This is a genomic window from Microvirga zambiensis WSM3693, assembly GCF_016735695.1.
GTDB lineage: Bacteria > Pseudomonadota > Alphaproteobacteria > Rhizobiales > Beijerinckiaceae > Microvirga > Microvirga zambiensis.
The window spans coordinates 1-12,734 of record NZ_JAERQD010000004.1 but is presented as its reverse complement, the minus strand read 5'-3'; the positions used below and the strand labels follow the sequence as shown (position 1 = coordinate 12,734).

General features: G+C 66.7%; 13 protein-coding genes. 10 read left to right on the top strand and 3 right to left on the bottom strand.

Annotated features, from left to right (window positions below; genetic code table 11):
* Nucleotides 1-15 precede the first annotated feature (15 nt).
* The 8 genes from JKL46_RS04745 to dusA all read left to right on the top strand — a co-directional run bounded on the left by JKL46_RS04745 (nt 16) and on the right by dusA (nt 8,751).
* The gene (locus JKL46_RS04745) at nt 16-456 is read left to right on the top strand and encodes a VOC family protein (RefSeq protein ID WP_201830622.1); all 441 of its coding nucleotides are present in this window, start codon (nt 16-18) and stop codon (nt 454-456) included.
* Between the two features lie 295 nt (nt 457-751).
* Nucleotides 752-2,233 carry a xanthine dehydrogenase small subunit gene (gene xdhA, locus JKL46_RS04740; protein WP_201830298.1) on the top strand — a complete coding sequence of 494 codons (1,482 nt, stop codon included), beginning with the start codon at nt 752-754 and terminating at the stop codon, nt 2,231-2,233.
* 4 nt (nt 2,234-2,237) lie between these two features.
* Nucleotides 2,238-4,682 (top strand): xanthine dehydrogenase molybdopterin binding subunit, encoded by a 2,445-nt coding sequence (gene xdhB / locus JKL46_RS04735; protein WP_246529156.1) that lies wholly within the window; start codon nt 2,238-2,240, stop codon nt 4,680-4,682.
* The gene (xdhC, locus tag JKL46_RS04730) at nt 4,679-5,608 is read left to right on the top strand and encodes a xanthine dehydrogenase accessory protein XdhC (RefSeq protein ID WP_201830297.1); all 930 of its coding nucleotides are present in this window, start codon (nt 4,679-4,681) and stop codon (nt 5,606-5,608) included. Before xdhB ends, xdhC begins: the two co-directional genes overlap by 4 nt.
* A 213-nt stretch (nt 5,609-5,821) precedes the next feature.
* Entirely contained in the window at nt 5,822-6,301 is a 480-nt protein-coding gene (locus JKL46_RS04725; RefSeq protein ID WP_201830295.1) for a nucleoside deaminase, read from the top strand.
* 55 nt (nt 6,302-6,356) lie between these two features.
* Nucleotides 6,357-7,013, top strand: a complete 657-nt coding sequence (locus JKL46_RS04720) for an urease accessory protein UreE (RefSeq protein ID WP_201830294.1) — start codon at nt 6,357-6,359, stop codon at nt 7,011-7,013.
* Nucleotides 7,014-7,029: 16 nt separating this feature from the next.
* Nucleotides 7,030-7,500, top strand: coding sequence for a Cys-tRNA(Pro) deacylase (gene ybaK, locus JKL46_RS04715; RefSeq protein ID WP_201830293.1), 471 nt, complete (start codon nt 7,030-7,032; stop codon nt 7,498-7,500).
* A 252-nt stretch (nt 7,501-7,752) separates the two neighbouring features.
* Nucleotides 7,753-8,751: a tRNA dihydrouridine(20/20a) synthase DusA gene (gene dusA / locus JKL46_RS04710; protein WP_201830290.1), complete on the top strand. Its 999-nt coding sequence runs from the start codon at nt 7,753-7,755 to the stop codon at nt 8,749-8,751.
* Nucleotides 8,752-8,988: 237 nt separating this feature from the next.
* Here the strand turns inward: dusA and JKL46_RS04705 are convergent, their stop codons facing one another.
* The 3 genes from JKL46_RS04705 to cobS are packed head-to-tail and all read right to left on the bottom strand — an operon-like array spanning nt 8,989 to nt 10,760.
* Complete coding sequence (locus tag JKL46_RS04705) at nt 8,989-9,693, bottom strand: retropepsin-like aspartic protease family protein (RefSeq protein WP_201830288.1); 705 nt, start codon at nt 9,691-9,693, stop codon at nt 8,989-8,991.
* The gene (locus JKL46_RS04700) at nt 9,693-9,908 is read right to left on the bottom strand and encodes a DUF1289 domain-containing protein (RefSeq protein WP_201830286.1); all 216 of its coding nucleotides are present in this window, start codon (nt 9,906-9,908) and stop codon (nt 9,693-9,695) included. The genes JKL46_RS04705 and JKL46_RS04700 overlap by 1 nt, the downstream gene beginning before the upstream one ends.
* Before the next feature lie 15 nt (nt 9,909-9,923).
* Nucleotides 9,924-10,760: an adenosylcobinamide-GDP ribazoletransferase gene (gene cobS, locus JKL46_RS04695; protein ID WP_201830284.1), complete on the bottom strand. Its 837-nt coding sequence runs from the start codon at nt 10,758-10,760 to the stop codon at nt 9,924-9,926.
* Nucleotides 10,761-10,851: 91 nt separating this feature from the next.
* Here cobS and cobT point away from each other — a divergent pair, with 91 nt between their 5' ends.
* Entirely contained in the window at nt 10,852-11,877 is a 1,026-nt protein-coding gene (cobT, locus tag JKL46_RS04690; RefSeq protein WP_201830282.1) for a nicotinate-nucleotide--dimethylbenzimidazole phosphoribosyltransferase, read from the top strand.
* Nucleotides 11,874-12,386 (top strand): thermonuclease family protein, encoded by a 513-nt coding sequence (locus tag JKL46_RS35370; RefSeq protein ID WP_201830281.1) that lies wholly within the window; start codon nt 11,874-11,876, stop codon nt 12,384-12,386. Before cobT ends, JKL46_RS35370 begins: the two co-directional genes overlap by 4 nt.
* The last annotated feature ends 348 nt before the right edge of the window (nt 12,387-12,734 follow it).

The following is a 12,734-nucleotide window of genomic DNA, read 5'->3' as shown; positions in this document are numbered from 1 at the left end:
CCATGGGAGACGATGATGGAATATCTACATACGATGGTTCGCGTTTCGAACCTCGAAGCATCCCTCGATTTCTTCTGCAACAAGTTCGGGCTGGTCGAGGTCCGGCGCACGGACAACGAGAAGGGCCGTTATACTCTTGTCTTTCTGGCGGCTCCCGGCGACGTGGAGCGGGCCAAGGAGTCCAAGGCCCCGCTGCTGGAGCTGACCCACAACTGGGACGAGAATGAATATGCCGGCGGCCGCAATTTCGGCCATCTCGCCTACCGGGTCGACGACATCTATGAGATCTGCCAGCGGCTGATGGATGCCGGCGTGACGATCAACCGTCCGCCCCGCGACGGCAACATGGCCTTCGTGAAGACCCCCGACAACGTCTCCATCGAGTTGCTGCAGCGCGGCGAGCCCAAGCCCGTGCAGGAGCCGTGGGCCTCCATGCCGAATACCGGCACCTGGTAGGCTCAGGGTTTAGCCGGAACCGAACTGTCTCTGCCCGAAAAAGCTGATTCTTAGAATTCTATCCTCATCCTGAGGAGCCGCTGAAAGCGGCGTCTCGAAGGAGGTTCCAGTGCTCTCTGGACGCTCCTTCGAGACGGTCGCTGCGCGACCTCCTCAGGATGAGGCTCAGGAATATAGCGGCTTCGAGCCCGCCCTTCGGAAAACAGGTCGCGGATACCCTTGGCGAAAAGGTCTTGCTCCGCCATTCTACCCGGCCCACCATAAGACAGCCGGGTACAACCGGCGGAGGATCATCGTGGTACGAGAGACAATCCGCTTCTGGCGGCAGGGCAGGGCCCTTGAGGTTTCAGGTTTTCATCCGCGCACCACGCTTCTGGACTACCTAAGGCTTCAGGAGCGTCGCGTCGGCACCAAGGAAGGTTGCGCCGAGGGCGATTGCGGCGCCTGCACCGTGGCTTTGGGCCGGGTGCGCGGCGGCCGGGTGCATTACGAACCCTTCAATGCCTGCATCCTGCTGCTCGGCCAGATCGACGGAGCCGAACTCGTCACGGTCGAGGATCTCGCAGCCAACGGCGAATTGCATCCCGTTCAAGCCGCCATGGTGAATACCCACGGTTCGCAATGCGGCTTCTGCACGCCCGGCATCGTGATGAGCCTGTTCACCCTTTACCACGAAGGCGACCAGCCTCCGAGCCGCGCCGCCGTCAACGATGCGCTCGCGGGCAATCTCTGCCGCTGCACCGGCTACCGCCCCATCGTCGATGCTGCGCTTCAAGCCTGCAGCCGGCCCGCTGAGGATGCGTTTTCTGAAATCGGCGCGCAGACCGTGCAGAGTCTCATGGATCTTGCCGATGGACAGGATGTCTTCATCGGCAACGAGAGCCGCTTCTTCGCCGCTCCGGCGAGCGAAGCCTCGCTGGCAGCACTTTACGCAAAACATCCCGATGCCACGCTCGTCGCCGGCTGCACCGATGTGGGATTGTGGATCACCAAGGGCATGGCCGAGATCGAGAAGATCATCTGGCTTGGGCGCGTCGCCGGGCTCGATTTTATCGAGGAATCATCCGACGCTCTCGGCGTCGGCGCAACCGTGACCCACACGCAAGCCTATTCCCCGTTGGCGCGGATCGATCCCGATCTCGGCGAACTCATGCGCCGCTTCGGCTCGGCGCAGGTGCGCGCTTCCGGCACGGTCGGCGGCAACATCGCCAACGGCTCGCCCATCGGCGATCTCGCTCCGGCGCTGATAGCGCTCGGATCGGAGCTCGAATTGCGGCAGGGCGACGCCACGCGCACCATGCCGCTCGAAAAATTCTTCATCGCCTATCGGCAGCAGGATCGCCAGCCCGGCGAGTTCGTGCGGCGGATTACGGTGCCGAAGCTCAAAGGCAACGAGATCTTTCGTGCCTACAAGATCTCGAAGCGGTTCGACGAGGACATCTCGGCCGCGATGGGCGCATTCAAGTTCACCCTCGATGGACGGCGCATCGCGGAAGCACGCGTCGCCTATGGCGGCATGGCGGCGACGCCGAAGCGTGCCACCGCGACCGATCACGCGTTGACGGGCCTATCCCTCGACGAGCCTTCGACCTGGGGCGATGCCATGGCGGCGATAGCCCTCGACTATCAGCCCCTCGACGATCACCGCTCCTCCGCAGCTTATCGCGCCACGGTCGCGCGCAATCTCGTGTTCAAGGCCTTGAGCGAAACCGCATCGGGCGAGACGCGCGCGACGCGCATCGTCGGTCAGCGCGAGTCGTTGGAAGCGGCGGAGTAGGGCTATGGCTGAGCGTTCGAGTATGCAAGCGCCATTTCCCTCCCCCCTTGTGGGGGAGGGTAGGGAGGGGGGTGTAAGCGCCAAACCGTCAGAACGGAGCGCCGGCACCCCCACCTCCACCTCCTCCCCACAAGGGGGAGGAGAGCAGGTCGAGTCGCTGCGCCACGTCCGCCAGTCCCTGCCGCACGATTCCGGCATCAAGCACGTCCAGGGCAGTGCGCAATATATCGACGACATTCGCGAGCCCGAGGGCACGCTGCATGTGGCCGTCGGCCAGTCGCCGAAGGCGCGCGGGCGCCTGGTCTCGCTTGATGTCTCAGCCGTGCGCGCGGTGCCCGGCGTGGTGGCCGTGCTGACGATTGCTGACATCCCCGGCAAGAACGACGTGTCTCCCGCCTTCGGCGACGATCCGCTCTTCGTCGATACCGAGATCAGCTTCTTGGGCCAGGCACTCTTCGCCGTCGTCGCTACGGATCGCGACACGGCGCGCCGTGCCGTCAAGAAGGCGGTGGTTGAGATCGAAGCCGAGCGGCCCAGCATCACGGTCGAGGATGCGCTGGAGCGCGGCGAAACCGTGCTGCCGGATTATTCTTACGGCCGCGGCGATCCCGATGCGGCGATCGCGCAGGCGCCGCTGCAGCTCGACGGCCATTTCCGCGTCGGCGGACAGGAGCATTTCTATCTCGAAGGCCAGATCGCGCTGGCGATCCCGGGCGAGGACAACGACATTCATGTCTATTCCTCGACCCAGCATCCGACGGAAGTGCAGCATGTGGTTGCCCGCGTGCTCGACATCCCCGACGCCTATGTGACCTGCGAGACGCGCCGCATGGGCGGCGGCTTCGGCGGCAAGGAAAGTCAGGCGACGCAATGGGCCGTAACCGCAGCGCTCGCGGCGCGCGTGACGGGACGCCCGTGCAAGCTGCGCCTCGACCGCGACGACGACTTCATCCTCACCGGCAAGCGCCACGATTTCCGATGCGACTGGAAGGTGGGCGTCGACGGGGAGGGCCGCATCCAGGGATATGCGGTCGATCTTCTCGCCCGCTGCGGCTATTCGGCGGATCTCTCCAGCGGCGTGGTCGACCGGGCGATGTTCCATGCCGACAATGCCTATTGGATGCCTGCCGTCCACATCGCCTCGAAGCGGCTGAAGACCAACACGGTTTCGAACACCGCATTCCGCGGTTTCGGCGGTCCGCAGGGCATGCTCGCCATCGAGCATGTGATGGATCGGATCGCCTGGGCGACCGGGCGCGATCCTCTCGACGTGCGTTACGCCAACTTCTATCGCGGGACTGAAAATCTCACGCCCTATGGCATGGAGGTGGAGGAGACGGACACGCTCCTCAACCTCGTGCGCACACTCGAAGAAACCTCGAACTATCGCGCCCGCCGCGCGGAGATCGCGGCCTTCAACGCCTCCTCGCCGATCATGAAGCGCGGTCTGTCGCTGACGCCGGTGAAGTTCGGCATCAGCTTCACGTTGACCCACATGAACCAGGCCGGCGCATTGGTGCATGTGTACCAGGACGGCTCCGTGCATCTGAACCACGGCGGCACGGAGATGGGGCAGGGGCTCTACATCAAGGTGGCGCAGGTGGTGGCGGAGGAATTCGGCATCGCCATGGAGCGCGTGCGCATCACCGCGACCACAACGGCGAAGGTGCCGAACACCTCGCCGACGGCGGCGTCCTCCGGCTCCGATCTCAACGGCATGGCGGCGAAGATCGCGGCGGGCGCGATCAAGAGGCGCATGATCGCCTACGCCTCCGAGGCCTACGACGTTCCGGAGGAGCAGATCGAGTTTCGCGACGACAGGGTCTTCATCGGCAATCAAAGTTTCGCCTTCGACGAGCTCGCCAAGAAGTGCATCGCCGCCCGCGTGCAGCTCTCGGAGGCAGGCCATTACAAGACGCCGAAAATCACCTGGGATCGCGCGAAGGCGACGGGACGGCCGTTCTTCTACTTTGCCTACGGCGCGGCGTGCTCCGAGGTCATCGTCGATACGCTGACCGGCGAGAACCGCCTGCTGCGCGCCGACATCCTGCACGATGTGGGGCGCTCGCTCAATCCCGCCATCGATATCGGGCAGATCGAGGGCGGCTTCGTGCAGGGCATGGGCTGGCTGACCACCGAGGAGCTGGTCTTCAGCAAGGAGGGGCATCTGCTCACGCATGCGCCCTCGACCTACAAGATCCCGGTCGCCTCCGATGTGCCGGCCGCTTTCAACGTGGCGCTCTATCCCAACGCCAACCGCGAGGAGACGGTCTACCGCTCCAAGGCGGTGGGAGAGCCGCCGCTGATGCTGGCGAACAGCGTGTTCTGCGCGCTCGCCGACGCGGTCCACGCGCTCGATTCCGAAAAGCCCGTGCCGCTCGATGCGCCCGCGACGCCGGAGGCGATCCTGCGGGCCTGCGAGAGCCTGCGGGGGAGGCCGATGGGGTGAGGGTCTGGCGCCAGCTCTCCGATTTCGTGGCGCGGCACGGCGCCGCCGCCCTCATCACCGTGCATGACGTGAAAGGCTCCGCCCCCCGGGAGGCGGGCGCGCATATGGTCGTGCGCCCCGACGGCGCCTTTCACGGCACGATCGGCGGCGGGCAGCTCGAATTCCGCATGCTCGACATCGCCCGCGAGATGCTGGCTGCCGGGCTTAGGTCCGCGCGGATCGTCGATCAGGCGCTCGGGCCCGATCTCGGCCAGTGCTGCGGCGGGCGGGTCAAGATCCTGATCGAGACTTTTGACCGCAGCGATCTGGAGGAACTCGCGCCGCTTGTGGAAGCGGAAGCCGGCGGCGGGAGGTTCGAGGTCGAGTGCCGGATGGAGGATGGCCGCGTGAAGCGCGAATTCGCCTCAGCCGTGGGCGACGATTCTTGGACCGGCTGGCGTGAGGTTCATGGCGAAATTCGCACGCCGGTTCTCATCTTCGGCGCCGGCCATGTCGGCCGCGCCCTGGTGCTCTCCCTCGCGCCGCTGCCGTTTGCGGTCCGCTGGCTCGACGACCGGGAGGATGCGTTTCCGTCCCACATGCCGCCCAACGCCACGGCGGTGCGCATGCGCGATCCGGAGGCCGAAATCGCCGAGGCGAACCCCGCCTCCCTCATTCTCGTCATGACCCACGACCACCCCCTCGACATGGCGATCACGGCGGCGGCCCTGCAGCGGGGTTTCTCTTATGTCGGCCTGATCGGCAGCGCCACCAAGCGGGCGCGCTTCGAGAAGCGCTTCCGCGAGATCGGCTTGCCGGAGGAGACGATCCGCTCGCTCGTCTGCCCCATCGGCCTTCCCGGCATCGTCGACAAGGATCCGGCCGTGATCGCTGCCTCCGTGACCGCGCAGCTGCTGCAGGTTCGGGAGAGAGTGGGGCCGAGTTAAACAGCACGTCATCCCTTCCCTCGACGTCATCCCCGGGCTTGTCCCGGGGACCCACGTCTATTGCGACGCTGTGGCTCCAAGACGTGGGTGGCCGCAACAAGTGCGGCCATGACGTCGTGGGGGCGTCCCCGGTGCCGCCGGCCGGGAATGACACAGCGGGTGCGAGCGAGGAAATCGCTCGCGTCCCGCCGCCTCAACCGATACATAAATCCCATGAGCAAGATTGAAGATCAGCGCCATCTCGCGCGCGCCATCGAGCTGTCCCGCGAGCATATGGACGAGGGTGCCGGCGGCCCGTTCGGCGCCGTTGTCGTGCGCGAGGGAAGAGTTCTGGCCGAGGGCTGGAACCAGGTCACCTCGGCCAACGATCCGACGGCCCATGCGGAGGTCACCGCGATCCGCCGCGCCTGCGAGGCAGTCGGTGATTTCTCGCTGGAAGGCGCAACCCTTTATACCAGCTGCGAGCCGTGCCCCATGTGCCTCGCCTCCGCCTATTGGGCCCGGGTCAGCCGCATCGTCTATGCCAATACCCGCCAGGATGCGGCCGAGATCGGCTTCGACGACAGCCTGATCTATGACGAGATTCCCAAGCCGGTTTCCGAGCGGCTGATCCCCATGGACCACCAGCCGAGCCTCGAGGCCAGGGCCGTGTTCGACGCCTGGGCGGACAAGCCGGACAAGATCGCCTATTAATATCCGGCTGCGCTTCCTATCTGAGCCTCACCCGATCACAGACCGAGATCCTCCCATGCCCCGCGTCACCACCATCGTCCGCAAGCCCGCCGTGAAGGCCGACCGCGTCGTCGACACGATCTCCCTCGACCACGAGGCCCGCAACCGCCGACATGGCAGGCTGACGGCCGAGGGCGGAACCGAGATCCATCTCGACCTCGACATGGAGACCACGATCAACGACGGCGATGCCCTGCGGCTCGAGGACGGCCGGCTCGTCCAGGTGAAGGCGGCGGCCGAGCCGCTGCTCGAGGTGAAGGCCGAGAACCCCTTGCGCCTCACGCGCCTCGCCTGGCACCTCGGCAGCAGCCACGGCCTCGTCGAGGTCACGGCGGACGCTCTCTACGTGGAGAACGATCCGGCTATCGCGGAGCTGGTGCGCGGCCAGGGCTGCACGGCGACGCCGGTGGAGCGCCCCTTCAAGCCGGAGCGCAGCGCCCATGTCTGCGACCATGATCACGACCACGGGCATCACCACCACCATGGCCACAGCCATAGCGAGAGCCACAGCCACGCGCATTCCCACAGCCATTCGCACGGCCATGGCGACCACGATCATGAGCATCATGATCATGGCCACAAGCACGAGCATCACCACCACGACCACGCTCACCATCATGAGCATGGTGAAGGCTGCGGATGCGGTCATCACGGGCACAAGCACGACCACTGATCGTGCCTGAAGACCCATGTCCAAGACCACCCGCGCGACGCTGGCGCTGCAGCAGGCCGGAATCGCCTTCACGATCCACGCCTACGAGTACGACTCGAACGCGGAACGCATCGGCCTGCAAGCGGCCGAGGCCATGGGGGCCGATCCCGCGAGCGTGCTCAAGACCCTGATGGTGCTGGTGGACAACAGGCCCGCCTGCGTGATCCTGCCCTCCGATCAGGAGGTCAACCTGAAGAAGCTCGCCGCAGCGCTCGGCGGCAAGGCGGCCCAGATGATGAAGCCGGCGGAGGCCGAGCGCATCACCGGCTACCACGTCGGCGGCATCAGCCCCTTCGGCCAGAAGAAGCGAGTGCCGACGGTTCTGGAGCAATCGGCCTTCGAGCACGCCGAAGTGTTCATCAACGGCGGCCAGAGGGGATTGCAGGTCAAGCTCGCCCCGCGGGCGGCGGTCGAGGTGCTGGAGGCGAAGGTGGCGGGGGTGGTTTAGGCGCTACACTGTCATTCCGGGGCGCCGCAGGCGCGCCCGGAATCCATAAACACGACAGCGCCAGAAAAGGCGTTCAGTCTCGTGCCTCTTTCTGCATTGTCAGCGGTTATGGATTCCGGGCTCCGCTGCGCGGCCCCGGAATGACATTGGGGCGTCGAAATTGGCTCCTCTGCAAGCCTATTTGCCTTGGAACCGCCATCCCCATATGAAAGAGCCGCTCCCAACTCGCGGAATCCTCTGTTTTTGCCGAAAATGACCCCAAAATTCCTCACCGTGGCCCCCATGATGGACTGGACCGACCGGCATTGCCGGGCGTTCCATCGCGTCCTGTCGCGCCGGGCGCGGCTTTATACGGAGATGGTCACGACGGGGGCGGTCATTCATGGGCCGCGGGAGCGGCTTCTGGGCTTCAGCGGGCCGGAGCATCCCGTGGCGGTGCAGCTCGGCGGGTCGGATCCGAAGGACTTGGCCGAGGCCGCCCGGATCTGTGCCGATTTCGGCTATGACGAGATCAACCTCAATGTGGGCTGCCCCTCCGACCGGGTGCAGAACGGCCGCTTCGGCGCCTGCCTGATGCAGGAGCCGGTGCTGGTCGGCGAGTGCGTGGCGGCGATGAAGGCGGCCGTCTCCCTGCCGGTGACGGTGAAGTGCCGCATCGGCGTCGACGATCAGGATACGGAAGAGGCCTTGAACCGCCTGACCGATTGCGTGGTGGCGGCCGGCTGCGACGAGCTGACGGTCCATGCCCGCAAGGCCTGGCTCCAGGGCCTGTCGCCGAAGGAAAACCGGGACATTCCACCGCTCGACTATCCCCGGGTCTATCGGCTGAAGCAGGCGCGTCCGGATCTTCCCATCGCCATCAACGGCGGCATCAAGACGATGACCGAGGTGCACGAGCACCTCAAGCACGTGGACGGCGCGATGCTCGGCCGCGTGGCCTATCACGACCCCGAGATTCTGCTTGCGGTCGATCCCGAAATCTACGGCGAGACCGCGCCGGTTGCCGACGGTTTCGAAGCGGTGGAAGCCTACGAGCCTTATGTGGCGGAATGGCTTGCGAAGGGCGAGCGCCTGCACAACATCACCCGTCACATGCTCGGCCTGTTCACGGGACGTCCCGGCGCGCGCGCCTATCGCCGGCATCTGGCGACGGAGGCGGTGAAGCCGGGCGCGAACCTGCAGACCTTGCGCGATGCGGTGGCGCATGTCTCCCGCGCGACGACCGAGCCTGCTCTGAACGCCGCTGAATAAAATTCGCGGTCATCCCAGACGACGCGAAGCGGGGATCCGGGATCGCTTTCAGAACGAGGCGCTGGAACCCTCTCCCCTCTTGTGGGGGAGAGTTGGAGAGGGGGTACTGGCGCCTCACCTTGATGGGCTATCGCTCACACCCCCCTCCCTAGCCCTCGCCCACAAGGAGGGAGGGGACTCTCGCGCCACATCCTGCACCCGATCCCGGATCGGCTTCGCCATCCCGGATGACCGACGTCAGCCGTCGCTCTCCTTGCCCCGCAAGATCAACCGGTTGCCCCGCACCTCATACGATCCAAGCCGCTCCAGAAAGCTCATGCCGAGCAGGTTCGCATGCAGCACTCCCGAACGCGCGATCAGCGCGCGCACGTTGCGCTCGGTGATGGCCCCGATCGTCAGGCGCTCGACGATGACGGGAGCGGCCATCGCCGCACCGTTGGCGGTGGAGACGGGGATCGAATAATCGAGGTTCTCCGGCTTGAAGCCGAGTTCTGCGGCGTTTTCCGCGCGCAGGACGACGGTGCTGGCGCCGGTGTCGAAGATGAAGCGGGTCTCGTGGCCGTTGACCTCGCCGCGCACCAGGAAGCTTCCATCCGTGCGCCGCGCGGCCACCACCTCGCCCTCGGGCGTGATGATCGTGCGGCCGATGGCGATGTCGCCGATGGCGCGGTCGAGCACGGCCTGCAACTCGCTGCGGGAAGCGTAGGTGACGATGAGCGCGACGAGGATGCCGCCGCTCACCGCAATCGCCTGCACGCCGTAAGTCCAGTGGCGCACGAAGCCCTCGACGATCGAGGCAGCCATGAGCAGGGCAAGGCCGCCGAGCGCCAGGAGGCCTGACACCTCGAGGGCCGAGAACGCGCCGATGGAATCGTCGGTGAAGAGCCCCACCACGAGGGAGGCGATGAGAAGCAGGAAACCGGCGCCGCGAATGCCTGGCATCACTCCGCCTTGTCGGTTTCGGGTGCAAACGGCGATTCGAGCGCGAAGGCGAGACGCATGCGCTCCGGCAGCTCCGCCATGATGGTCTGGCGCTCCTCTTCCGTGATGCGATACCAGCGGGTGATCTCGTCGCGGGTGCGGCCGCAGCCTTCGCAGAGCCCCGTCTCGGGATCGAGGGTGCAGACGCGGATGCAGGGGCTGGAGACGCGGGTCATTTCACCTTCATGTCGTTACGGTGCGAGAACGGTCAAGAGGCCGATCAGCGCAGCGATTTCCGCAACCTGCTGAGCGGCGCCGACGATGTCGCCCGTCTGCCCACCGAGATGGCGGGTGGCAAAGCCGGTGAGGGCGAGACCCGAGAGGCCCGACAGAACGATCATCAGGGCGATCCCGAGAGGCGGCAGGCCGGCAAGCGCCCCCAGGATGACGGCGACGGCGCCCGCGATCCCGACCGCGAGCCAGAATGTCTCCCGTGCCGGCTGCCCGACCGCGTGGGACAGGCCGTCCCGCCTTGCCGGGGGTAGGAAGACGAGAGGCATCAGGCCGGCGGTGCGGGACAGGGAGGCGGTGATCAGGATCGCGGCGAAGGCCATCGTCGCATCGGCGCGCGAGAGGATTTCCGCAAGCGCGCCGATTCTGAGGGCGAGAGCCAGAAACAGGGCAGCGGCGCCGAAGGAGCCGATCCGGCTGTCGCGCATGATTTCGAGGCGCTTGTCGCGGGTTGTGCCGCCGATGCTGTCGGCGGTATCGGCGAGCCCGTCCTCGTGCAGGGCCCCGGTCGCCAGCACCAGGGCCGCGACGGCAAGGGTCGCTGCGAGCCAGGGACCGAGATCGAGGAGGAGGGCGACTGTCATCGCTACCGCCGGCACGAGCCCGATGATGAGGCCCGCCAGCGGAACGACCCGCACCAGGCGCGAAAAGCTCGGCAGCGCATGGGCGTCCTGCTCGAATGGCAGAGCGGGCACCGGAAGGCGGGAATAGAAGCGAACGCAATGGGCTAGGTCGCCCGCGACCGCCTGCCAGCCGCCGGCCGCCACGGCCTCGCCCCTCTCAAATTGCTCCGACATGCTTCACCCCGCCTGCTTGGGTCGTTATAGGTCACGCCTCGTCGCGTTCTGCAATGCCCCATCTACAATGCCCCCTGGGCCGGAGCCCTCCATGTCCGATGCCGTTTCCTCGCCTTTCGACGATATCCGCCGCCTGATCACGACCGTGCCCGGTCCGGACGAGGCCGCCGTCGAGGCCGTGCGGATGCGCGACCGGCAACTCACCAAGCCCGCCGGAAGCCTCGGCCGCCTGGAATGGATCGCTGAATGGCTTGCCGCCTGGCAGGCCAAGTCCACGCCCAGCGTCGACCGCCCGCTGGTCTGCGTCTTCGCGGCGAGCCATGGCGTCACGGCCAAGGGCGTCTCGGCCTTCCCCTCGGACGTGAACCGCCAGATGCTGGAGAACTTCGCGGCCGGCGGAGCGGCCATCAACCAGATCTGCGCCGCCTATGGCCTCGGCTTCAAGGTCTTCGATCTCGCCATCGACATGCCCACCGGCGACATCACCGAGGCCGATGCCATGGACGAGAAGGCCTGCGTCGCCACCATGGCCTTCGGCATGGAGGCGATTGCCGGCGGCACGGATCTTCTCGCAATAGGAGAGATGGGGATCGGCAACACCACGATCGCGGCGGCGATCTACACGGCGCTTTACGGCGGGCCGGCGGAGCACTGGGTCGGGCGCGGCACGGGCATCGACGACGAGGGCCTCCGGCGCAAGGTGGCGGCGGTCGAGGCGGCCATCGCCCATCACGATGGCCACCTGAAGGACCCGCTCGAAGTGCTGCGCCGCCTCGGCGGACGCGAGATCGCCGCCATGGCCGGCGCGATCCTCGCCGCGCGCCTTCAGCACATCCCGGTGGTGCTCGACGGCTATGTGGCGACCGCCGCCGCCGCGATTCTCCACGCCATCCACCCATCCACCATCGATCACTGCATCGCGGGCCATCTCAGCGCCGAGGGAGCGCATCAGGACGTGCTAGGGCGCCTCGGCAAGATCCCGCTTCTCGCGCTCGGCATGCGGCTCGGCGAGGGATCGGGCGCGGCTCTGGCCGCAGGTCTGGTGAAGGCCGCGGCTGCGGTCCATCGGGATATGGCCACCTTCGGTCAGGCGGGAGTGTCCGAGCGCCTGTCGTGAGGCGGTTATCCCGCCGCTCCCGGTCGAGCGGCATCACCTCGCTCATCGTCGCGCTCGGCCTCGCCGGCGGGGCAGGGCTCATGCTGAAGCCGTCCGACCGGTCGCTCGAGGGCCGGGCCCAGGTGACGGACGGGGACACGATCCGCATCGGCGAGGCGCGCATCCGCATCAAGGGCATCGATGCGCCCGAGATGGAGCAGAGATGCTCCCGCGCCGGCCGCGCTTACGCCTGCGGCGAAGCCTCCCGCCGCGCGCTGATCGATCTCGTCTCGGGCGAGATCGTCCGCTGCCGCGCCGCAGGCCGCGACCGCTACCAGCGCATCCTGGCCCGCTGCTCCGTGAACGCTAAGGACATCGGCGCGCGCATGGTCGAGGACGGCTGGGCCGTGTCCTACGGGCGCGACTACGACCCCGAGGAAATCCGCGCCCGCAGCCGCTCGGTCGGCCTGTGGGAGGGCGAATTCGAGCGCCCGCAGGACTGGCGCCGGGAACATTCGCACCGGGGCTGAGATCAATCCTCAGAGGCTGGCTCATAGGGCGCCTTTTCTCTCCTCCCCCACAAGCCTCGGGCTTGCCCGAGACTTGTCTTTGGTCTGCCGTAAGTCGGGAACACCCGACTTGCGCTGGGGAGGAGTTGGAGGTGGGGGTGTGGGCGATAGCCTATGGAGATTTAGCGCCGACGCTGCCACCGCATTCACCTCTCCCCGGCGGGGAGAGGTCGAGCGCAGCGAGGGTGAGGGGGGACGCGCTTTCCGGATAGACCTGTGAGGGGCCCGCCGGCGCGGCCGGGGGGGGGGGGGGGGCCCCCCCCCGGGGGGGGGGGGGGGGGGCGCCCCGGGGGGGGGGGGGGGGGGGGG

Excerpts from the sequence above, each read along its gene's own strand:
- ybaK (WP_201830293.1), top strand. The coding sequence starts at position 7,030 with ATGTCCAAGACCACCCGCGCGACGCTGGCGCTGCAGCAGGCCGGAATC.
- JKL46_RS04725 (WP_201830295.1), top strand. The coding sequence starts at position 5,822 with ATGAGCAAGATTGAAGATCAGCGCCATCTCGCGCGCGCCATCGAGCTG.
- dusA (WP_201830290.1), top strand. The coding sequence starts at position 7,753 with ATGACCCCAAAATTCCTCACCGTGGCCCCCATGATGGACTGGACCGAC.
- cobS (WP_201830284.1), bottom strand. The coding sequence starts at position 10,760 with ATGTCGGAGCAATTTGAGAGGGGCGAGGCCGTGGCGGCCGGCGGCTGG.
- JKL46_RS04745 (WP_201830622.1), top strand. The coding sequence starts at position 16 with ATGGAATATCTACATACGATGGTTCGCGTTTCGAACCTCGAAGCATCC.
- xdhB (WP_246529156.1), top strand. The coding sequence starts at position 2,238 with ATGGCTGAGCGTTCGAGTATGCAAGCGCCATTTCCCTCCCCCCTTGTG.
- JKL46_RS04705 (WP_201830288.1), bottom strand. The coding sequence starts at position 9,693 with ATGCCAGGCATTCGCGGCGCCGGTTTCCTGCTTCTCATCGCCTCCCTC.
- JKL46_RS04700 (WP_201830286.1), bottom strand. The coding sequence starts at position 9,908 with ATGACCCGCGTCTCCAGCCCCTGCATCCGCGTCTGCACCCTCGATCCC.
- cobT (WP_201830282.1), top strand. The coding sequence starts at position 10,852 with ATGTCCGATGCCGTTTCCTCGCCTTTCGACGATATCCGCCGCCTGATC.
- JKL46_RS04720 (WP_201830294.1), top strand. The coding sequence starts at position 6,357 with ATGCCCCGCGTCACCACCATCGTCCGCAAGCCCGCCGTGAAGGCCGAC.